Below are 21,340 nucleotides of genomic sequence, written 5' to 3'. Positions count from 1 at the left end.
CCGCATACAGAAAGGAGCAAATATTTGTACGTATGCATCTCACCAAACGACAAGCTGCTGTTACTAATGCCCGTGCATCTCGGCGAATATTAAAAGAGTTAATCGATGCTTTCCTGTTAGAAGATCTTTTTAGCTTTTCGACAAAAGGGAAAATAGTTGATATCTCTGAAAAAGAGTACTACTGCCATATCTCACTACAATCAGATGAGATGCTGTACGAAGTGCCATTAAATAAAGAAAAATCACTTGTTTTTCCAGTTCGTCGCTCTGTTATACAACCTTATCGTATGTCCAGGAATGAAGTATATCTTATTGATAAACCATCCAAACTCATGCAATCGATCGGGCCGCTGGGTGTTATAAAAGCGCTAATGAATTTAGCATCTGATTTTCATCCTTATCCAAAAGAAAAACTGGAACGTTTTTGTGAGGAGATATCAACGGCCATCCAACAAACCGCTTTAGCGATGGAAGCAAATGAATCTTTGCCAGAAAAGTATGATTTATCGTTGCTGCATACTGAACGGATTGCTTCTTTCAGAGATCGTCCATTTCACCCGACAGCTAAAGCAAAAATGGGATGGAATGCAGAGGAATACAGGAAATATAGCCCCGAATACAGCCGCGAAATTAAGCTGAAATGGGTTGCTCTTCATCGTGCGTATATCGGAAGTGGAACAAATGCCGATGAAGCGCTATTGTGGCAATTGCTTCAGGAAGAAGAGAAAAAAAGATTGAACGATGCGTTTGATAAGGCCGGAGTTTCTAAATCAGATTATATGGCTTTCCCTATTCATCCATGGCAGAAACAGCATGTTTTGTCTGACTTGTACCGTAACGAAATAGATCAAAAGATTTGTGTTCCACTTTCAGTAGAAACAAGGGGAATGGTTGCAACATCTTCGCTGCGGTCCCTTGCCCATCTAGAACAAAGGCGTTTTCACCTAAAGCTTCCGATCGGGATATATTCCCTCGGAGCGTTGCGACTTCTTCCCCCACGCTACTTTATGAATGGAGAAAAGGGGCAACAATTGCTTCAGAGGGTGAAAGAGAAAAGCAAGGAAATAGATAAGCAACTATTTCTATGTAACGAGATACATTGGTGGACGTTTCGAAATAAGGAAAACGATTTGTTTTCTGATAAACCGGGACATTTGGCTTTTCAGATTCGAGAGTATCCGAAGGAATTAAACGATTCATCTGATATTTCACTGCTGCCCATGGCCGCTTTCGCCAATAACTACCTAAGAGGACATCGTCATCCATTTGCATTATGGTTAAACAAAAAAGGCAAAGATCTAACTAGTGAGAATATCCGTCTGCTATTCAGGGAATTATGTGAAGTATTTTTTCAATTATCTCTTCGTCTGCTTAGCTATGGAATTATGCCTGAGCTACATGGGCAGAACGTTGTGCTTATCTTAGACAAATACCGCTTAAAAGGATTTTTGTTAAGAGATCATGATACGGTAAGAATTTTCCCAAGATGGATGGAAACGAAGGGATTAAATGATCCAGAATATGTGATCCGAAAAGATACGCCAAATACACTGATTCATCAGTCACCAGAATCATTTCTTGCATACTTTCAAACTTTAGGAATTCAAGTGAACTTATATTCGATTGTCGATGCATTAAGTACTAGTTATGAGATAGATGAATTTGAATTTTGGCAAGAAGTAAAAGAGAGCTTTATTCAAACATTATGCGAAATCGATATCCCTGATGAACATCGGAGTATCATCCATGAACTTTTCTTTCAACGGAAAAGCTGGCCGGTCAAGAAAGTGCTTCATCCATTGCTAATGCGGACAGGAAGTGGTGGAGGAAGTATGCCTTCAAGCATCGGAACCATTCGAAATCCATTTCAATGACGATGGGGGTCTTTACCAAACATGATAAAGGAGGAAATATGGAAAAAGAATTTTTATGTCTTATGGAGTGGACAGTTTATTTCCATAGCAGGTCTTACCGTTCTTGTTCCCTTGTTACCTTTCTATATGAAAGAACTGGGTGCGACTAGTATGCAATCCATTCAGTTTTGGAGCGGCTTAGCTCTTGCCGCTCCTGCTGTATCACTTGCTGTTATGTCTCCGATTTGGGGCAAATTAGGGGATCGCTTTAGGAGAAAATGGATGGTTGTGCGTGCGCTTGTCGGACTTTGTGTTTGTTTGCTGCTAATGGCGATTGCAACAAGTCCTCTTCAGTTTCTAGTTATTCGGGTGATGCAAGGTGCATTCGGCGGAATTGTTGATGCGTCCAGCGCTTTTGTAAGCATGGAGGCACCAAAAGATGAGCGCGGAAAAGCGTTAGGAAATTTACAGAGTGCTGAGGCAGCAGGAGCACTAGTCGGACCTTTACTAGGCGGAATATTGGTTGATTTATGGGGATTTCGGCCGCTGCTTTTGACCATGGGGATTCTTACGGGAATTAGTGCTCTTGTAGCTGCCTTTACCCTCACGGAACAATCAAAGAAAAACAACTTTAATGAAAAACTTAGAAAACAAACGCATTTTACGGTGTTGCAAACATTTCATATTCTTTTTAGCCATCAATGTACACGAGGATTTATTATGGCAGGATTTGCAGCAAAATTTGCTATGTTTGGTCTTGTGACGGCATTTGCGCCGTATGTTGAAAATATTTCTCAGTCCCCTCACCTAGCAGCAACATGGATTGGATTCATACAAGCTGCCATGTGGGGAGCTACCTTTATAAGCTCGTCTTGGTGGGGAAAACAAAATGATAAACGATCTGTGGAAATCAATTATGTGATTGCAACGTTAGCATGTGGTGTAAGCATTATTTTGCAGGCATATACAGAAAGTATGATCAGTTTATTGTTGTTGAGGGTTTTCCAAGGACTTACTTTTAGTGCATTAATTCAATCGGTCGTATTTGTGATTGTGCAATATTCTCACGGACAAAATCGAGGAGTTAGTATTGGGGCAACCAACAGCTTATTAGTGGGAGGACAAATTGCCGGTTCATTGAGCGGTTCTGCGATTGCCGGAATGTTTTCTCCAAGCATTGTATTTGTTGTTATGGGAGCGATATTGATTGTGAGTGCATTCTTTGTTCTTCCACGGGTTGCTAAAAATGAAACATCCATCTATAGGTAAAAGTTAGAAGAGGGGAAGGAATGAAACAACGTGTTTACAAGTTTACATACCAAATCCAGTATGTATTTAGCAAAAATGGCAGAAGTACAACGTTTATTAAATTCGTACCTAAGAGAAAAAGAGATTTTTGATCCAAGGATCATCAATGAGCGTAATGATTTATCATTGAAAAAAACAAAAGATGGTGCATTGTTTCACCTATTGTTAGAACAGACCGGGTATGAACTTTTAGGGTATTTTTCATTTTGGTCAGCAACTGGTCATCATGAATATGAAGATACATTTTATGTAAAACCTTTGGAAAATGAAACATGGATTCCGGCAAATGCCGATGAAGTAATGAATGTAATTGTAGAGGAATTGGCTTTTTTGGAGAAAGATGCAGCAGAACGTAATCGCAAAAAACTAGAATTACGATTTCACATGGAAAACAGCATCCATAAGACTGCTCTTTATCTTAAAAATTCGATACATCAGGAAGAGCGTAGTCAAAAGAAACCAGTATTTTTACAGTCTGAACAATCATTGTTGTTAGGACATCCGTTTCACCCTACGCCAAAAAGTTCAGAAGGTTTTTCAGAGTACGATTTACCGCTTTATGCTCCAGAATTAGGTGCTTCCTTTACGTTGCACTATTTCGCTGTAGCAAAAGATTTAATATTCGAGGAATTTATTGATGGACATGCATTAGATTTTGGGGACGAGTTTACGGAAGAAGAAAAGAGCCATATTCGTAGCCAGATTGGAGACGAAAATCATCAGTATCGATTATTACCTCTTCACCCGTGGCAGGCAAATTATATAAAAATGATTCCATTCATTAAAAAGTGGATAGAAACCAAGAAAATCATTGACTTGGGAAAGATGGGAAGAAAGGTGTATCCAACGGCTTCGGTACGCACGGTATGGGTGCCGACACATAATTTTTTCTATAAGCTGCCGCTACATATTCGAATTACAAATTTTATTCGTACCAATACACTAGAACAAATCCGACGCACTATCGACGCAAGCAGAGTGATCAAGAAATTACTTCGACAAGATAACCATTCATCATTTGGTATTTTATTAGAACATGGTTTTCGGGCGATTTTTTCCCCGATGTTAACAAAGAAAGAAAATGAGATATTAATTCAAAATACAGCAGTTCTTTTACGGGAGGGGCCAGCGGAAATAAATATCAATGAACACGAATCATTATATGTTGCGGCTTCATTACTGGAAAGCCTCCCAAATAGCGATTGCAGCATTTTGGCACAGCAAATCCGCCAGTACAATCATAATGAGGAAGAGTGGCTGCGTCAATATTTACATGTAACACTGAAACCTATTTTATGCTTATTTGCAGAAAAAGGAATCAGCCTTGAAGCACATGCACAGAATTCATTGATCATACTTAAAAACGGCTGGCCGGAGAAATGTTACGTACGCGACCTTGAAGGAATTAGCATTTCACGAGAGCATGCTGAAAAACTTGGTTATTTTTCGGGATTAATAGAAAAAGAGAGTCCTGTTATATATAGCGATCAAGAAGCATGGAAACGATTCATTTATTATTTCTTTGTCAATCACCTCAGTCATGTCGTATCCAGCTTAGCCAAAATAAATAAATTAGATGAGTATCAGTTATGGGCTGTAGTTCGAAACTTTTTACTTGAACTGGAGACGGAAACTGCCAGTGATATGTTAAAGCGTGCCGTTGGCCGTTTATTAGATAGTCCTTCTTTGCCAGCCAAGGCGAATTTAATCAGTCGTTTTTTAGAGCGTGGCGAAACTCCTTTATATGTTCATATACCAAATCCAATTTATAGAAATAGAGGTGGAAGTCATGATTCTAGGTAAAGAAGAATGGTTTTATGAATTAGAACAGTTATTTCAATCTCAAGAGTACCGTAATGTTCGGAGGAGAATCTTTCGTCAACTGGTAGAATCATTAATCTATGAAAATATAGTAAAAGCCCAAACATATCCTTTAAACAATGGAAGGATGCAATTTGAAATAAAAGGAAAAGACAAAGATGGCAATCCGGTAACGTACATATGTGGCGGAGAACGAAAAATGAGTTTTCAACGCATTCGAATTTGCGAACCCCTCATTCGAAAAAGTGGGAATGTGGAAGAGGAAGCGCGTTCATTTTCATTGTTTCTAGAAGAAATTACGCCTTACATACAAGCGGATGAAACAAGACTTAAAACATTTGCTGAAGAGCTAAACCAAACATTAATAAAAGATGCGCTGGCACAATATCGGTGGAAAAGGGTTAATTACCGTCAACCTGCTACCTATGACGAAATCGAAAGTGCTGCAATGGAAGGACATCCGTATCATCCTTCCTATAAATCAAGAATCGGATTCAACCTAGAAGATAACGAGCAATTTGGACCAGATTTTCAGCCTTCCTTTTCTCTTATATGGCTAGGAGCACATCATAGTGTCATAGAATTATCCATGTCTGAAGCTATCAATTATAAAGAATTTATCCAATCTGAACTTGGAGAGGATTATGAACGATTTGTACAAAAAATAACAGCCTATCATCTAGATGCCAACGACTACTATTTTATCCCTGTGCATCCTTGGCAATGGAGAGAAATGATTCTTCCATTCTTCTTTAAAGAAATAGAAGAGAGACGTTTGATACTGCTGGGAGAAGGAACCGATCGATACGTTCCTCAACAGTCGATTCGGACATTAACCAATCAAACCAGCCCAGAAAAATGCTATGTAAAATTGGCATTAAGCATTACCAATACTTCAACAAGCAGAATTTTAGCTCCGCATACGGTGGAGAACGCGGCAAAAATTTCAGACTGGCTGCAGACAATAAAAGAAAAAGATGCGTATCTCAAAGATGAATGGAAGACGGTGTTTTTAAGAGAGGTGATGGGAATATCCTATCAATCACATGTATTTACGCAATTCGAAAAAGAAAAGACTTATGGTGCATTATCCACTATTTGGCGAGAAAGTATTCACTCTTATTTACAAGAGGACGAAGAAGCGTTTCCTTTTCAAGCAATATGCAGTATGACCAATCAACAACGCCCGCTTATTGATGGTTGGATAAAAACGTATGGACTGGAAACATGGGTCAAGCAAATGCTGAATGTTTCCGTTACTCCGTTAATCCATTTACTGTACGCGCATGGTATCGCGATGGAATCGCATGCGCAAAATATGATACTGATCCATAAAAATGGAATGCCGACACGTTTAGCATTAAAAGATTTTCACGATGGTATTCGATTTTCAAGAGAGGGTTTGAATGATCCAACACTTTGCCCATTATTAAGACCAACACCGGACATTCATGCAAGAGTTAATCGTAATTCATTTATTGAAACGGATGATTTATTGTTAGTACGCGATTTTGTTCATGATGCTTTCTTTTTCATTAATTTGTCGGAAATTTGCTTGTTTTTAGAAGAGCATTACGATTTGCCGGAGGCGAGTTTTTGGAAAATGGTTGCTGAGGTAATTCTTCAGTATCAACAGCGCTTTTCACATCTTGCCGAACGTTTTCAGCTGTTTCCTCTTTTTGCTGAAACCATTCAGGTCGAACAGTTGACAAAACGAAGAATGTTCCCGGAAACAGAATTAAGAATACATAAAGTCAAAAACCCATTGTATGTAGTTTATGAGGAGATGAAACAGAAATGTTCATAAATCATGTCAAACAACTGCTTAAAGATGGAAAGCAAGTCTTTGGCCTGTTTTGTTCCATTCCTAACCCGCTTATCGTGGAGATGATAGGGTATGCAGGATATGATTTCATCATCATTGACACAGAACATGCGTCTATTAACCCTGAGACAGTAGAAAATATGATTAGAGCTGCTGAAGCGGCTGGTTTAACTCCTTTTGTAAGAGTAAGTGAAAACAGTGAAGGAGCCATTTTAAGAGCGCTTGATGCAGGCGCAAAAGGAGTTGTTGTTCCTCATATTCGCACAAAAGAAGAAGCGGAAAGAGCGGTTCGTTCGAGCCGCTACTTTCCACTCGGCATGAGAAGTCTCAACGGTGGAAGACCGGCTCGATTTGGTAAAGAATCGTTAACCACATACATTCAACAAGCCAATAAAGAAGTGATGGTTATTTTCATGATTGAGGATGAAGAAGGATTAAAAAATTTACCAGATATTTTATCTGTTCCAGGTGTTGATATGGTTTTAGAGGGAGCGGCGGATTTATCCCAATCACTTGGAATGCCGTGGCAAACGCGCTCAAGTATTGTCAAGAAAGAAATCGAAAAAATTTTCCATATATCAATAGAGAAACAAATTCCTTTTTGTGCCATTCCTCGGGCACATGAAGATTTTGTCCAATGGTTGAATCTCGGAGTTCAAGCTTTTGTGGTCGGCGATGATCGTGGCATTTTTTTCCGAACACTTAGAGAGAATTTAGAATTCAAAAAGGAATATAGAAAGGGGAGTCAGAGTGAATAACGTCATCGAAACAATTAGGCATCTCAGTATGAATAGTGATCAGCCAATTTGTGTTTATCTTTATGATCTACAAACCTTAAAGAATCATGTTTTGAAGGTAACAGAAGCTCTTCCAGCGAACTGTGAGATGTTTTATGCGATGAAAGCGAACTCAGAAACGAGTATATTGAAAGCTGTTTATCCATTGGTTTCAGGATTTGAAGTTGCGTCATTAGGAGAAATTAAAAAAGCAAGAGCGATTAGTCCTACCGTACCAATCATATTTGGAGGACCCGGAAAGACAGATGATGAAATAAAAGGAGCCATCACACATCAAGTGCAACTGATTCATGTTGAAAGCATTCAGGAATTACAAAGAATTGCATGGATGGCTGAGCAATTAAAAACAACTGTATCTATATTACTTCGCGTCAATTTAATCGGACCATTTCCATCAGCAACGCTACATATGGCAGGAATACCGACACAATTTGGAATTGCTGAGGATCAAATGGATGATGCTATTCGTTTCGCACTATCACGCTCATCATTGAAATTAATGGGATTTCATTTTCATTCTGTTTCCAATCAATTAGATGCCAATAGTCATTTACAGTTAATTAGGCTATATATCCAAAAGGTGAAGCAATGGAAAAAGAGATATAATTTGTCTATTTCATATGTAAATGCAGGAGGTGGAATAGGAGTAAATTATGAGAATTTGGCCCAACAATTTGATTGGAATACTTTTACTAACCGGTTGAAAGAATTACTAGAAAAAGAAAACTTTCAAGATACGAAGCTTATATTTGAATGTGGACGATTTTTGACAGCATCTTGTGGTTATTATGCTGTTGAAGTATTAGACATTAAGGAGAATCATGGAAAAACATTTGTAGTCGTACGAGGGGGGACTCAACACTTTCGTCTTCCTGTTTCTTGGCAGCATAACCATCCATTTGAAATTATTCCGATTGAAAAATGGACGTATCCGTTTCCAAGAAAAGGAGTACAGCAAACAAACATCACTATCGTAGGTCAACTTTGTACTCCAAAAGATGTATTTGCCAAAGATGTGTTCGTCCATCACCTTCGGATTGGCGATATTATCCTTTTCCGTTACACGGGAGCGTATGGTTGGGCAATTTCACACCATGATTTTTTGAGCCATCCTCATCCAAAGCATATTTACTTAGATACATAACGTGTAACATTTTCAACATAAACATATTTAATCAAAGGAGGAGTCATTCTTGAAAGAGGTTATCACTTCTTTAAAACTCGTTCCTATTAATCAGTTACGTTTACACGAAGAATATGAGCCGTCTAGGCTTGAAAAAACCATTACACAGATTAGGAAAGATCAATTTCTTCGTCATCCAATACTAGTGACAAAGTTAAACGGCGGAAGTTATTTAGTACTCGATGGAGTTCATCGCTTAAGCGCATTAAGGGCTATCGGATGTAGGAAAGTTCCTGTTCAGGAAGTGGAGAAAAAAGACTTTTCCAATACAGCGTGGAATCACCTCATCTCAACCGGGGAATGGTATGAAAAAATGTTGAATGATTCATCCTTGCCATGGGTTCGTGAAGAAAAAGAAGGAACTATATTTGTAGAAGGAGTATCTTCTGAAAATAAATCACATTTTCTCTATCTAGAGGATATTCAATCCGATCTTTTAGCCTATTGGCATACAGTTGTTTCCTATTATTCTAAACAGTATCCTGTCATTCGTATTCCTAAAGAGGATGAACATCTTCCTCCAAAAGGATATGTGCTAATCAAATATCAGCCTATAAGCTACGAAGCAATAGAAGCTTATGTTACAAACGGATGGACGCTTCCAGCTGGAGTGACTCGATTTATCATCAATGGCCGGTTGTTAAATTTAAAAGTGCCGCTCGCTTTGCTAATGGACCAAAGCGAAAATATCCAAGAATGGATGAGGCTCATTGAAAAGTGGGAAAAATCGTTGCGTTTTTATAAAGAACAAGTTTATTTATGCGAAATATAAGTGTGCAGTTGTGAACAACTTCACTCACTCCTAATTTGGCGGATGATTTTATATACCGATTATGCGGACGAGAGGAAATATGCCGGCAGCAGGGAGAAAGCCCTCGATTGCTTTTTACCGTTAAACGTAAACTATCATCAACATCAGACACATCTAATAACTCAATTTTCTTATATTAATATTAATTTATTTGTTATAATATTCTAAACATAGAGGGGTAGTGTGAATAGGATTAGATATGTTAGCAAGGGAAGAGATTTTGTCATTAACGAAAGAAATTATGGCCCATCAGCAATGCCATGTACTATAAGAAATTGTAGAAGCGATGACACACGTATTATTGTTAAAAGAGGGGCAAATTGTAGCTGCAGGACAAAAAGAAGAGGTATTAACAGATGAATTGTTATCAAAGACATTTCAATTGTGCTGAAGTTCATTGGGAAAATAATAGACCATGGGCTTCCATATATAAAAATATTGGTTTGACAAAATTTGCGAAGGTAGAATCAAAAATAAAGTAAAAGAAGCTGGGACATAACTAGATTCGTATTTTAAAAAGTGGAAAAAGTTATGGGAACGAGATTAAAAAACAGTTGAAAGAAAATAACCTTTCTTAAAATCTGCAGGAGTATAAGTAAAAGCAAGCAAATCACTGGCAATTTGTCTTAAAAAGTTTATAATAATAATAGGCAATTTTTTTGCTCACTAATGTAACAATATTCCCCCATAAAGGAGATTTTATAAATGTCTGAACAAAAATTGTCTGAAGTAGTTAGTCCTGATGCTGTTATTAATTTTGAATCTGGTGCTATAAAAGCAAGCACTTTGGATGCAATCATTAAACTTTTACCATTTGAAATGGGTTTTTGTGATGCTAACGATATTTTCCGCTGGTACTCAAACAATCCAGGTCGCATACATAGCCGCCGTAAAGCAGCAATAGGTCGCCCTGTACTTGAGCTTCATCCAAAAGTGGCTCACCACGTTGAAAAATTGCTAAATGATTTCCGTACAGGAAAACGCGACGAATGGGAATTTTGGTACCCAAAAACTTCTGGTGAAGAAACTGGTCAAATTTATCAAAAATTCATGGCAGTACGTGATGAAAATGGAAATTACCTCGGCTGTATGGACGTAACTATTAATATGGATCTTTTCAAAGGAAAAGATGGTGTGCGTACACCTGACACTATTGAAGAATTTAAAGCAGTTAAGCCTAAAGAATAAAAAAATACTCTTCTCATATAAGAAGCGACTGAAAGAGGCTGGGACAAAACCTACCTCTGATATGAAAAACAGGTGAATTTTATGACGAGTAAAATATCACCTGTTTTGTTTATTTTATGAATTAAAATAAGGACCATTTCTGATAAAATAAAGTTACGACAAAAAATTCAACCAGAAAGAAGGGGCCTTATGTTTAAAAATTATACCATGAATCAATTAGTATTGCCTCTAGAATTTAGAAGTAAAATTACAAAAAAATGATATTGCATTCTATGTCCATCATTTAGTTGAAAGCATCCCCCGAGAAGCGTTTGAGCCATTTTATGCGAAATGAAGATTGTCCTGCCTATCACCCACGCATGATGCTTAAAATTATTTTATGTGCCTACACACAATCTGTCTTCTCAGGTCGCAAAATTGAAGCCCTATTAAAAGATAGTATTCGTATGATGTGGCTAGCACAAGGGTATGAACCAAGCTACCTACAATTAACCGATTCCGTGTTCAACCAGAAGTGAAAGAAATAATTCGTCAGTGTTTCGTCCAATTCCGTTGCCAATTGATAGAAGAAAAACTTATTGATCAAGAAGCGATTTTTATCGATGGAACAAAGATTGAAGCGAATGAGAATAAATTCACGTTTGTTTGGAAGAAATCAATTGAGAAATATCATCAAAGTTTAATAGAAAAGTCTAACCAGATATACAACTACTTGAGAACAAAGTTATACCTGAAATTGAACGTGAAAACAATGAACAGTTATCAATAGAAGAACTCACTCAATTGGCTCAAAAAGTGGACGAGGTAGTAACCGAATATGATAAAAAAATTGAAGCAACATCAGACGTTTCAGAACGAAAAGCTTTAAGAAGTGAACGAAAGTATCCGAAACAAGTGAAAAAACAATTGATTGATATGGTCTTACGAAAACAGAAATACCAACGTGGCTTTGAAATCTTTGGTACACGTAATAGCTATTCTAAAACAGATCCAGATGCGACATTTATGCGAATGAAAGATGATTATATGAAAAATGGGCAATTAAAAGCTGGTTACAACGTACAAATCGCAGCGGGAAACACATTGTCGCAGATGCAGGTTATGGTAGTGAACAAAACTATAATGATATTCTTTCCAATAGAAAACGAGAAGCACTTATTACGTACAACATGTATTTGAAGGAACAAAAGAAAAAGCATAAGAGAAATATATTTGATCCCGACAACTGGCAGTATGATGAAGAAACAGATACATATACATGTCCTTAATCAAAAACGTCTTCAATTTAAATATCATACTGTCCGTAATGATCAAACAGGCTTTCAACGAAAATTTAAAGTCTATGAGTGTGAAGACTGTTCGGAATGCCCATTCCGTTCATTATGTACAAAAGCTAAAGAAGGCAACAATCGAAAACTAATGGTGAATGAAAAATGGGAACAACAAAAAGAATATGTAAGAGCAAAGCTTTCAGAAGAGAAAACGAGTGCCATCTATCGAAAACGCAAAATCGATGTGGAACCAGTTTTTGGATTCTTGAAGGCTAATTTGCGTTTCACTCGATTTTCTGTAAGAGGGAAATCGAAGGTGGAAAACGAAATGGGCCTTGTGTTAATGGCAGTGAATTTAAGAAAATTCACTGCCATTCACTAAAGTAATAGAAGAATTTTACATAAAAATAGAAAGAAGTGTATTTGAGTACACTCAAATCCACCTCTCTCACTATTTGAAGCTGGTTTTGGATTTAGTTATGTCCCAAGCCTCGTTATTTATTTTTATAGCTGCAAAACCACATAGAATGGCTCAAGAATAGTTAAAAGATGCGAAGGGAAAGAGTCATTTTAATTTGAAGAAGGGCGAACAATTTATGCGTACTATTATTGATTATTACTCATCATTTGATCAATATAGAAGATATTAAGCCTTTTATGGAATCACATGGCTTTGAAACGTTAAATCTAATTGGCTCGACTAACATTGGCGTTGCTTTGCCACCAGAAAAGTGGGAATATTGGAAAAACTGTGGAGAGCATGAGTTCGCTCAACTTATTGATCTATTAAAAGAAACAGCGACAAATCCCTATGTTTTTGGAATATCAACTCATTTGCTTTACATTGGGAGAAAAAAATGATAATCTATTTGTCAAACACATGAGTAGTAACATGATTTCCCGTTAGATCGACTTTATTCATTTCAGCCGGTGATAAACCGAACAGAAACCGCGCTGGCGAATTTGTCAATGATCTGAATACAGAGGGAGAACTCCTAGATTGCCAAAAAAGGAAGGTAGCATTTTTTATTTATTTTATATTTTAGAAATTATAAAAAATAGAATTATGTGCTAAATAATCAATGAAATTAAAACAAAAAAATACCTAAACAACCAAGCAGTCAAAAAACGGAATATGTAAGGGATTTTCCTGAATCGAGGTGCATGGAAAAATGTTGTTTATTGATAATAAGGGGATTACGGATCCAAGAATTAATTTGGCAATCGAAGAGTATGCCTTAAAAAACCTCGATATTAATGAAACGTATCTATTGTTTTATATAAATGAACCTTCCATTATTATCGGAAAAAACCAGAATACTATTGAAGAAATTAATACAGAGTATGTAGAGCGGAATGGGATTCATGTCGTCAGAAGACTGTCAGGTGGCGGAGCCGTTTATCACGACTTAGGAAATTTAAACTTTAGTTTTATTACGAAAGATGATGGCGATAGTTTTCTTAACTTCCGAAAATTCACGGAACCTATTATTGAAGCGTTAAAAAAACTTGGTGTTAATGCGGAATTAAGCGGTCGTAACGATATCGTTGTAGAAGGAAGAAAAATTTCAGGGAATGCTCAGTTTTCAACAAGAGGGAGAATGTTCAGCCATGGCACGCTGTTATTCGACTCGAAAATAGAGAATATTGTTTCAGCACTTAATGTAAAAAAAGATAAGATTGAATCAAAAGGAATTAAGTCCATTCGCAGCCGGGTAGCAAATATTTCTGAATTTCTAAAAGAAAAAATGACGATAGAAGAGTTCCGTTCCGTTCTGTTGGAAAGTATTTTTGGAAAAGACAAGGGGATTCCTGAATATGTCTTGACGGAAGAGGATTGGGCTAACATTCACAAGCTTTCTATAGAACGTTATCAAAATTGGGAATGGAATTACGGAAAATCGCCTAAATTTAATCTTCAGCATTCACACCGATTCCCGGCAGGCCAAATAGATGTGAGACTCGAAGTTCAAAAAGGGATAATTAGAAATTGCAAAATTTACGGTGACTTTTTTGGAGTCGGAGACATAGGGGAAATCGAAGCAAAACTTATCGGAAAACGATATGAGAAATCTGAGATTGAAAAAGCGTTGCAAGATGTTGATATTAAGCATTATTTCGGAAATATTGGGAAAAAAGAATTTATCGATTTAATATATTGAAAGAACAAAAGGAGCAAGCGCCCTGTTTAGTCCTAACAAGCATAAGACGAATCGTGCAAGAGTCGATAGACTCCAGAATGATTTGGCTAGACCAGCCGAGGTGGGCGCCGTATTAAAAAAGTGTCTATTTGCAAATATTCCTAACAAGTAGGCAATGAAAAGCCTTGGCCTTTTCTCGGTACCAATCGAGGAAAGGCCGTTACATTTTTCTTGAATCTGTTTATCTGTTTTTATTCTTGAGATATATGATGCAGGCCTCTTTGATGAACTCTCTTTCATTATCTGGAATCATATGAATTTTGAGCTTCTCTTGGTCTGGTAATGAGTTAAAGTTTTCCCAAATCTTTTTCATGCCTTCCTGAATATCCGGGTCGCCTTGTGAGCGACGATGGATCATCTCCATCAAAAATGCTGCAAGTTCCTGTGCTTCAGGGCTATCGGGACTGGCGCCTTTCTTAACAAGTTTTGTCAACGATTCTCTAAATAATCGATATTGATTGATATGTTGGTTGTAGTCTTGTTCTGTCCAACCTTTCGCAGTTAATTTTCGCAACGCTTCTTTTGAATATGATTGTTTTACCAATTCTCTCATTGTCGATCGCTCTTTGGCAGTGAGATATGGATTTACCCACTCCGGTTTCATTTGTATCACTTGGATCGTATTTATAATGGAGTCGTAATCTATTTTATTTGACGTTAAAGCATTTTCTACGTTTTCAATTGCTTCGATTATTTTTTCGATTTGAGCAATCTTTCTTTTCATCATTGCTTTCTGTTGCGTTAATCGTTTTTGCAAATGTTTAGCATCAACTTTAAGAAAATCTTTAATTTTTTTAGAGAAAATCCAAGAAACTTTAGAGATAGAATATATTGCCGTTGAATTAGATCTTCATCTGTATAAAATCGATGACCTGATTGATTATGCTTTGGTACCAACAAGCCTAATTTATCGTAATAGCGCAGCGTTCTAACGGAAACAGAAGCCTTCCAAGCAAACTCGGTGATACGGTAAAATTATACGATCCAAGTGGTTCCTCCTTTCCATTTACAGGATAAAGGGTGACGTAATGTCATAGTCAAATGGTTTTTGTATAAAAGTTCTTTCCTAATTTAATAATCTGCCAGTTAGCATTAGATTTTGGACAAGAGAAAGGATTACAAGTTTTGACCCCTATCTGCTAATCAGCGAGGCGCCACGATGGTTTTTTATGAAAACAAATGCGAGGCAGATAGAATTCATAATGAAAGAGAGACATATTATCATTTCTGCCAGAAGCGATGTAATCCGAATTGATTCCCTTTTTTACAATACACAAGATGCAAGCTAACAATCGTTGTTAGGTGAAGTTGTATCTTTTGACCGTTTTGGCTGAAGCATGGTGCAAATCATGACAATGGAACGAATTTTCTGCTGTAAATTCAATATTGTAACGTTCCCCCGGAACATACTCAACGAAAATATTTACACCCCAGTCCTAAACGATGAAAGCAGACCTGCTTTTAAAATTTAGAATATTATGTTAATTTATAATTAATAAAATATTAGTGTTAATAAGGGAGGGGGATTATATGAAATTATTATCTAATTTTTTTACAGTGCTTGTACAGAGGTTTTTACCTGATCCTTTTGTGTTTGCACTTATTCTAACGGCTATTTTGTTTGTGTTTGGGATTATCTTTACTCCCCATAGTCCAATAGATATGATTCGCTTTTGGGGAGATGGATTTTGGAATTTATTGGCGTTTGCTATGCAGATGAGTTTAATTTTAGTTACGGGACATGCTTTAGCTAGTTCACCGCTTGTTAAACAATGGTTACGAAGTTTTGCGAGCGTTGCCAAAACTCCTGCTCAGGGTGTTGTCTTAGTTACATTAGGTGCAGCGGTCGCATCTTTAATCAATTGGGGATTTGGTTTAATTGTCGGTGCCTTGTTTGCCAAAGAAGTAGCCAAAAAGGTTCCAGGCTCTGATTATCGGTTGTTAATCGCAAGTGCTTACATAGGCTTTTTGACTTGGCATGGCGGACTTTCTGGGTCGATTCCTTTATTGGCAGCAACACCAGGCAATCCAATGGAGAAAATATCCGGGGTTATTCCATTAACGAAGACTATTTTTACAGACTTTAATTTATTTATTACTGTCTCACTTCTCATTGTTCTCCCTATTATGACGAGATTAATGATGCCGAAGCCTGATGAAGTAGTAACCATTGATCCGAAATTGCTTGCGGAAGACGAAACTGCTGTATCATTGACTATATCGGATGAGAAAAGTTTCGCTGTTCGTATGGAAAACAGCAGAATCTTGACATTTTTCATTGTCGCTATGGGATACGCATACTTGATATATTACTTTGCGACGAAGGGATTTAAAGTCGATGTGAATACAGTTAATTTAATTTTCTTTTTTACTGGCTTGTTGTTGCACGGTACTCCTCTATCATATATGAAAGCAATCACAAACGCTGCGCGTGGTACAGCTGGCATTTTGATTCAATTTCCTTTTTATGCGGGAATTCAAGGGATGATGGAGCAATCAGGGTTAGGTGGTGTCATTACGAATGCCTTTATTTCTATTTCTAATGAGCATACTTTTCCGATTCTTGCCTTTTTAAGTTCAGGCGTAATTAACTTCTTTGTGCCGTCTGGCGGAGGGCACTGGGTTGTTCAAGGACCATTCATTATGCCTGCTGCTGCATCTTTAGGAGTAGATCCGGGGATTGCGGCGATGGCTATTGCTTACGGTGAGGCATGGATGAATATGGCTCAGCCGTTTTGGGCACTCCCTGCTCTTGCCATTGCGGGTTTAGGAGTGAGAGATATTATGGGGTACTGTGTCACTACGCTACTGGTATCTGGAATTATTTTTATGATTGGATTGTCTTTTTTTTAGAAAAAGCGAATAAATTGAGGCCATAACAAGTAATGAGTTGCTATATTCGAAATAATCGTATTTAATCAATTCCCCCTCGAATGCAAAGGGGGATTTTTGCTGGAACATACGAAAAAAGTCCGGAGATAATGTAAAAGTGTTTTTTGAAGGAGTGACAATCATGATGCGTTTGGATCATTTTGTAGTACATATCGATCAAGATCAAACAAAATTAGAATCCTTGAAAGACAAAATAGTGCCGATAGGCTTTCCTTTCAATCCGACATCCGGTAAGGGAACCAAAGGATTTCAGGTAGCAAATATTTGGATTGGCGACCAATACTTAGAGTTGATTTGGCTGAAAACAAAAGACGGTGGCGGTTGGCGCAGAGAGTGGGTCGAGAAGTATAACCGGGGGTTGCGAGGGATCTTCGGTTTGTGCTTAATGACGGACCAACTTGATTCGTTGGAAAAGGAATTGCGAGAAAGAGGCATTGCAGCCAGTGCCCCAGAGCGGATTACGTTTAAGATGCTGTTTGGGCTATTGAGGAAATCCCTGCCGTTTCGTTGTGTTTATACACCGCCAATTCCAGGGACTGATCTTCAGATTTTCTTTTTGGAGATGGACAGCCAAGAGAAGTATGAATACATGAGAAAATATTTCATGAAGCCGAATGCAGAGAAAAATGGGATTACGGGGATAAAAGAAGCAGTTGTTCGTTATCAATTTTCTGAAGCAGCATGGAAGTATATAAGAGCGATATTTCCAACTCTTTCGGGAGATGAGCGAATGGCGACATATGACATGGGAGAGACAAAATTGCATTTTGTTCAATCCGATGAAGCAGGGTTAAAAGTAGAGTTGCTAGCCGCAACTACCAATGAAGACCTAGCAAATAAGAGGTTTGAGATTGAAAATGTTCGAGTGACGAGCATATTAATAAAGTGATTTTTAGTTTTCTTTAAACACGACCAACCGATAGATACCTTGCAACATGTGATGTTGAAAATATAGAGTCCATCAAGGTTCTCCAGAGTTTAGGGTTCCGATTAGAAGGGCATTTCAAGCAGAAATTGTATGTGAAAGGACAGAGGAGAGACAATTATTTGTTTGCATTATTATCCAGTGAATACAAGGAGAATCTACTAACTAAATGATGTGGTGGCGATACGTCGATAACTATATCGCTTTTTTGTTCAAGACTAAAAGTACAGAGGCTTTCACTGCACTCAGAGTAGGTTCCAAAAACGGTTATTTTTGGAACCTACTAATCTATTTTAATAGACATAAAACAACATTTTCATCATCTGTGGTACTGCGCCGCGATATGGCTGGCTAATAGGTTTTGCTAGTTGAATAAAGAAAATAGGTGTTGTTATTTTTGGCTTCAGTCGTTTTAAGCATTCGGAACATCGGGAGTATGCCAGAATGCCAATGAAAAGAGAGTTGCAGAGGCTTGATAGGTCATAATAAAGAGAATCGTTCTTTCGACAAACCGGCCAAGCTCATCATGATTACCATCGAACCGATGAACAGAGGAAAAATATTTCGTTAACATTTAAAATTGGCCGTCAACAAACCGTTAGCTTTTTGCAAGGTTTAATTGCCATGAAACACCATATTTATCTTCCACCCAACCAAACTTTTCACTAAATGGATAAGCAGCTAATGGCATTAGAATTTTGCCATCTTGCGATAACTGCTTAAAAACTCTATTTATTTCTTCTTCGGTATCGCATGTTACAAACAGCGATATTGCAGGAGTAAAAGGGTGCTCTTGCTTGTTGCTATTATCCATAGCCATAAACGTTTGTCCTTTTAATGTGAATGTAGCATGTAATACTGTTCCATCTTCATGATGAAAAACACTATTTATTTCTGACTGGTCAAATACAGAGGTGTAAAAATTCATTGCCTCTTCAGCCTTGCCATTGAACATGAAACACGTAGTAATTTTTTGATTTGAATTTCCCACTTATAACCAGCTCCTTTTATAAACATGTAAGAACGGCATTAAATTCTAGTCTCAATAAATGAGCGAATATACGTTCCTATTACTGTATTATCTGTGAGCAGACACAAATTGTCAACTGTTACAATTTTATCTTTTTAAACAGAACAGAAATATTCACATAAGAAAGCCTTGTTTTTGGAACTACTCACTGGCCTGTTGATTTGTTATAATATTCTTAAAAATAGAGGGGTAGTGTGAAATGGAAAATATCATAAGTATGAAAAATGTGTCCTTGATAAGAGGAAATCGAGTTATTTTAAAGGATATAAATTGGGAAGTAAAAGAAAAGGAACACTGGGTCATATTAGGTTTAAACGGTTCAGGAAAAACATCCCTATTAAATATCGTAACAGGCTATCAATATCCGACAAAAGGGGAAGTTTCTGTTTTAGGACATCCATTCGGGCAAACAAACTTGCCTGAGCTGCGAAAGCAAATTGGATTTGTTAGCAGTTCTCTTGACCGGTTTAGTCAAACTTTAAAATCGGAAACGGTAGAGGATATTGTGATCAGCGGTAAATTTGCTTCGATAGGATTGTACGAAAAGGTGACCAATGAGGACCGGGAACAGGCGGCACAGCTAATGGCATCTTTTCGAATCGATCACTTAAAGGGGAAAACGTATGACACACTATCAGAAGGAGAGAAAAGAAAGGTACTGATCGGAAGAGCGTTAATGGCGAAACCGAAATTGCTTATATTAGATGAGCCGTCTATAGGATTAGACATGTTAGCAAGGGAAGAGATTTTATCATTAACGAAAGAAATTATTACCCATCAGCAATGCCACGTACTATATGTCACTCATTATATTGAAGAAATTGTAGAAGAGATGACACACGTATTATTGTTAAAAGAGGGACAAATCGTAGCTGCAGGACCAAAAGAGGAAGTATTAACAGATGAGTTTTTATCAGAGACATTTCAATTGGCACTGAAAGTTCATTGGGAAAATAATAGACCATGGGCTTCCATACATAAAAATATTGGTTTGACAAAATCTGCGAAGGTAGAATCAAAATAAGGAAAGGAAACTTGGTCCTCCAAGTTTCCTTTATTGCTTTATTAGAGTGGTTTTTATTGCTGCGGGGAGGATAACGGGAAATTCTTGGCCTGCAATTGGGACCCTACCTTATGTCAAATCATCTGTTCGAAGGCGTCTATCAAAGAGGAATTTACACAGTAATGTGGACTTGCCCTAAAAAGCTCCATATGGAATATTATTGCTTTTTAATGTTGACATACTGTATAATCGAAGACAAATTTATAATTAGACATAAAAACCGAAAAAGGTTTATTTGATCTTCTGATTAACTAGGCACTTTTACATATTGTCAGTCCTTTTTTTTGTGAAAATAACGGTGAGTCCAGGCTGTTATTTTCATGAAGTAGTGTGGGCGAAATTACTTATGGATGTTGATATTGACTTAAAAGAAAAGAATAAGATAGATTGATATATTTCTTGACTAAGGAGCTATATCAGTTGCAGTTTGATTTTACATCCGACTGTCCGCCCACCGCGCTATCGTATCATCCTATACGGAGATAAAGATGTAGACGGAAAGAGAAAATGATTGTTGCAACTTATATAGGCTAGAGGGGAGAATTCATAATGAACAAATCAAAAGGCTTTATGGAAGCGGAAATAAGTAAAGCATTAACGAAATGGGAAAAAGATTTCCTTGGACGAGGTTCAGTATCTGTTAAGACAGATATTTTGCGAGATATGATTATTGTCTCTTTGCACGGGATTCTAACCCCTGCCGAATATTCACTTTGTGAATCAAAGGAAGGAAGATTATCGGTAAAAAGAAATCGATCCAGCTTGGTTGAATCAGGAGAGGAAGAGCTGAAGGAAATTATCCTACATATAACTGGGGAAAAAGTGAAGAGTTTTCACACTGATTTAAGCACTCGTACAGGAGAACGGATCATGGTGTTCAAATTATTTAATGATCTTGAGAAAAAACTTTTAAAATAATATAATAATTAATGTTATATAAATTTATATACTATCACTAACATTGATAACATCATTATGTTGGATAACTGAATAACCAGTTTCAACGTGTCGGTAGACCTTCAAAAAATCTGTGACTGTCGTGGATTTGTTGAAGGTAAACCGAATGAAGCATTAGGGTTAAATAAAGAAGGTAGATCTTCAAAAAATCCATTAAGGATTCGTTGAAGATAAACCGACTATGTGCAATCCATACAGCGGCCATTACCTTTTTC

At 37.3% G+C, this 21,340-nt stretch carries 16 protein-coding genes and 2 pseudogenes; 15 read left to right on the top strand and 3 right to left on the bottom strand.

Annotated features, from left to right (window positions below; all coding sequences use genetic code 11):
- Positions 1–32 precede the first annotated feature (32 nt).
- The 11 genes and pseudogenes from HT574_RS10445 (at position 33) to lplA (ending at position 14,219) form a co-directional block, all read left to right on the top strand.
- Positions 33–1,874: an IucA/IucC family protein gene (locus HT574_RS10445; protein WP_175244539.1), complete on the top strand. Its 1,842-nt coding sequence runs from the start codon at positions 33–35 to the stop codon at positions 1,872–1,874.
- A 21-nt stretch (positions 1,875–1,895) separates the two neighbouring features.
- Complete coding sequence (locus HT574_RS10440) at positions 1,896–3,122, top strand: MFS transporter (protein WP_175244538.1); 1,227 nt, start codon at positions 1,896–1,898, stop codon at positions 3,120–3,122.
- Between the two features lie 30 nt (positions 3,123–3,152).
- Complete coding sequence (locus tag HT574_RS10435; protein WP_175244537.1) at positions 3,153–4,964, top strand: IucA/IucC family protein; 1,812 nt, start codon at positions 3,153–3,155, stop codon at positions 4,962–4,964.
- Positions 4,951–6,789, top strand: a complete 1,839-nt coding sequence (locus tag HT574_RS10430) for an IucA/IucC family protein (protein WP_175244536.1) — start codon at positions 4,951–4,953, stop codon at positions 6,787–6,789. Before HT574_RS10435 ends, HT574_RS10430 begins: the two co-directional genes overlap by 14 nt.
- Complete coding sequence (locus HT574_RS10425; protein WP_175244535.1) at positions 6,780–7,565, top strand: HpcH/HpaI aldolase family protein; 786 nt, start codon at positions 6,780–6,782, stop codon at positions 7,563–7,565. Before HT574_RS10430 ends, HT574_RS10425 begins: the two co-directional genes overlap by 10 nt.
- 28 nt (positions 7,566–7,593) lie before the next feature.
- Positions 7,594–8,748 (top strand): type III PLP-dependent enzyme, encoded by a 1,155-nt coding sequence (locus HT574_RS10420; RefSeq protein ID WP_175244591.1) that lies wholly within the window; start codon positions 7,594–7,596, stop codon positions 8,746–8,748.
- A gap of 49 nt (positions 8,749–8,797) precedes the next feature.
- Positions 8,798–9,559: a ParB N-terminal domain-containing protein gene (locus HT574_RS10415; protein WP_175244534.1), complete on the top strand. Its 762-nt coding sequence runs from the start codon at positions 8,798–8,800 to the stop codon at positions 9,557–9,559.
- A gap of 226 nt (positions 9,560–9,785) precedes the next feature.
- Positions 9,786–10,080 (top strand): annotated as a pseudogene (locus HT574_RS19925) (molybdenum ABC transporter ATP-binding protein); the annotation flags it as partial.
- Between the two features lie 223 nt (positions 10,081–10,303).
- Positions 10,304–10,786 (top strand): PAS domain-containing protein, encoded by a 483-nt coding sequence (locus HT574_RS10410; protein WP_175244533.1) that lies wholly within the window; start codon positions 10,304–10,306, stop codon positions 10,784–10,786.
- 189 nt (positions 10,787–10,975) lie between these two features.
- Positions 10,976–12,439, top strand: a pseudogene (locus HT574_RS10405) (transposase).
- Between the two features lie 790 nt (positions 12,440–13,229).
- Positions 13,230–14,219, top strand: coding sequence for a lipoate--protein ligase (lplA, locus tag HT574_RS10400; RefSeq protein ID WP_175244532.1), 990 nt, complete (start codon positions 13,230–13,232; stop codon positions 14,217–14,219).
- A gap of 220 nt (positions 14,220–14,439) precedes the next feature.
- Here lplA and HT574_RS10395 read toward each other — a convergent pair whose 3' ends face one another.
- Both HT574_RS10395 and HT574_RS20510 read right to left on the bottom strand, forming a co-directional pair.
- Positions 14,440–15,015 (bottom strand): TipAS antibiotic-recognition domain-containing protein, encoded by a 576-nt coding sequence (locus HT574_RS10395; RefSeq protein WP_175244531.1) that lies wholly within the window; start codon positions 15,013–15,015, stop codon positions 14,440–14,442.
- Positions 15,000–15,224, bottom strand: a complete 225-nt coding sequence (locus HT574_RS20510; RefSeq protein ID WP_175244590.1) for a MerR family transcriptional regulator — start codon at positions 15,222–15,224, stop codon at positions 15,000–15,002. Before HT574_RS20510 ends, HT574_RS10395 begins: the two co-directional genes overlap by 16 nt.
- Positions 15,225–15,788: 564 nt before the next feature.
- Here HT574_RS20510 and HT574_RS10385 point away from each other — a divergent pair.
- Positions 15,789–17,111 (top strand): TIGR00366 family protein, encoded by a 1,323-nt coding sequence (locus tag HT574_RS10385; RefSeq protein ID WP_175244530.1) that lies wholly within the window; start codon positions 15,789–15,791, stop codon positions 17,109–17,111.
- 160 nt (positions 17,112–17,271) lie between these two features.
- Positions 17,272–18,039 (top strand): VOC family protein, encoded by a 768-nt coding sequence (locus tag HT574_RS10380; RefSeq protein WP_175244529.1) that lies wholly within the window; start codon positions 17,272–17,274, stop codon positions 18,037–18,039.
- A 634-nt stretch (positions 18,040–18,673) separates the two neighbouring features.
- Here the strand turns inward: HT574_RS10380 and HT574_RS10375 are convergent.
- Positions 18,674–19,066, bottom strand: coding sequence for a VOC family protein (locus HT574_RS10375; protein ID WP_017435411.1), 393 nt, complete (start codon positions 19,064–19,066; stop codon positions 18,674–18,676).
- A 238-nt stretch (positions 19,067–19,304) separates the two neighbouring features.
- On the opposite strand from HT574_RS10375, the gene HT574_RS10370 reads away from it, so the two are divergent.
- Both HT574_RS10370 and HT574_RS10365 read left to right on the top strand, forming a co-directional pair.
- The gene (locus HT574_RS10370) at positions 19,305–20,129 is read left to right on the top strand and encodes an ABC transporter ATP-binding protein (RefSeq protein WP_175244528.1); all 825 of its coding nucleotides are present in this window, start codon (positions 19,305–19,307) and stop codon (positions 20,127–20,129) included.
- A 588-nt stretch (positions 20,130–20,717) separates the two neighbouring features.
- Positions 20,718–21,086 (top strand): Na-translocating system protein MpsC family protein, encoded by a 369-nt coding sequence (locus HT574_RS10365; protein ID WP_017435409.1) that lies wholly within the window; start codon positions 20,718–20,720, stop codon positions 21,084–21,086.
- Positions 21,087–21,340: the final 254 nt, after the last annotated feature.

The organism is Parageobacillus sp. VR-IP, assembly GCF_013357975.1.
In the GTDB taxonomy this organism is placed as follows: domain Bacteria; phylum Bacillota; class Bacilli; order Bacillales; family Anoxybacillaceae; genus Saccharococcus; species Saccharococcus caldoxylosilyticus.
Note: the sequence above shows the minus strand (reverse complement) of the source record. Positions and strands in the feature narration are given on the sequence as shown.

What these genes read in the sequence shown, in the direction of transcription:
- HT574_RS10445 (WP_175244539.1), top strand. Translation starts at nt 33, where the DNA reads ATGCATCTCACCAAACGACAAGCTGCTGTTACTAATGCCCGTGCATCT.
- HT574_RS10440 (WP_175244538.1), top strand. Translation starts at nt 1,896, where the DNA reads ATGATAAAGGAGGAAATATGGAAAAAGAATTTTTATGTCTTATGGAGT.
- HT574_RS10430 (WP_175244536.1), top strand. Translation starts at nt 4,951, where the DNA reads ATGATTCTAGGTAAAGAAGAATGGTTTTATGAATTAGAACAGTTATTT.
- HT574_RS10425 (WP_175244535.1), top strand. Translation starts at nt 6,780, where the DNA reads ATGTTCATAAATCATGTCAAACAACTGCTTAAAGATGGAAAGCAAGTC.
- HT574_RS10420 (WP_175244591.1), top strand. Translation starts at nt 7,594, where the DNA reads ATGAATAGTGATCAGCCAATTTGTGTTTATCTTTATGATCTACAAACC.
- HT574_RS10410 (WP_175244533.1), top strand. Translation starts at nt 10,304, where the DNA reads ATGTCTGAACAAAAATTGTCTGAAGTAGTTAGTCCTGATGCTGTTATT.
- lplA (WP_175244532.1), top strand. Translation starts at nt 13,230, where the DNA reads ATGTTGTTTATTGATAATAAGGGGATTACGGATCCAAGAATTAATTTG.
- HT574_RS10385 (WP_175244530.1), top strand. Translation starts at nt 15,789, where the DNA reads ATGAAATTATTATCTAATTTTTTTACAGTGCTTGTACAGAGGTTTTTA.
- HT574_RS10380 (WP_175244529.1), top strand. Translation starts at nt 17,272, where the DNA reads ATGATGCGTTTGGATCATTTTGTAGTACATATCGATCAAGATCAAACA.
- HT574_RS10370 (WP_175244528.1), top strand. Translation starts at nt 19,305, where the DNA reads ATGGAAAATATCATAAGTATGAAAAATGTGTCCTTGATAAGAGGAAAT.
- HT574_RS10365 (WP_017435409.1), top strand. Translation starts at nt 20,718, where the DNA reads ATGAACAAATCAAAAGGCTTTATGGAAGCGGAAATAAGTAAAGCATTA.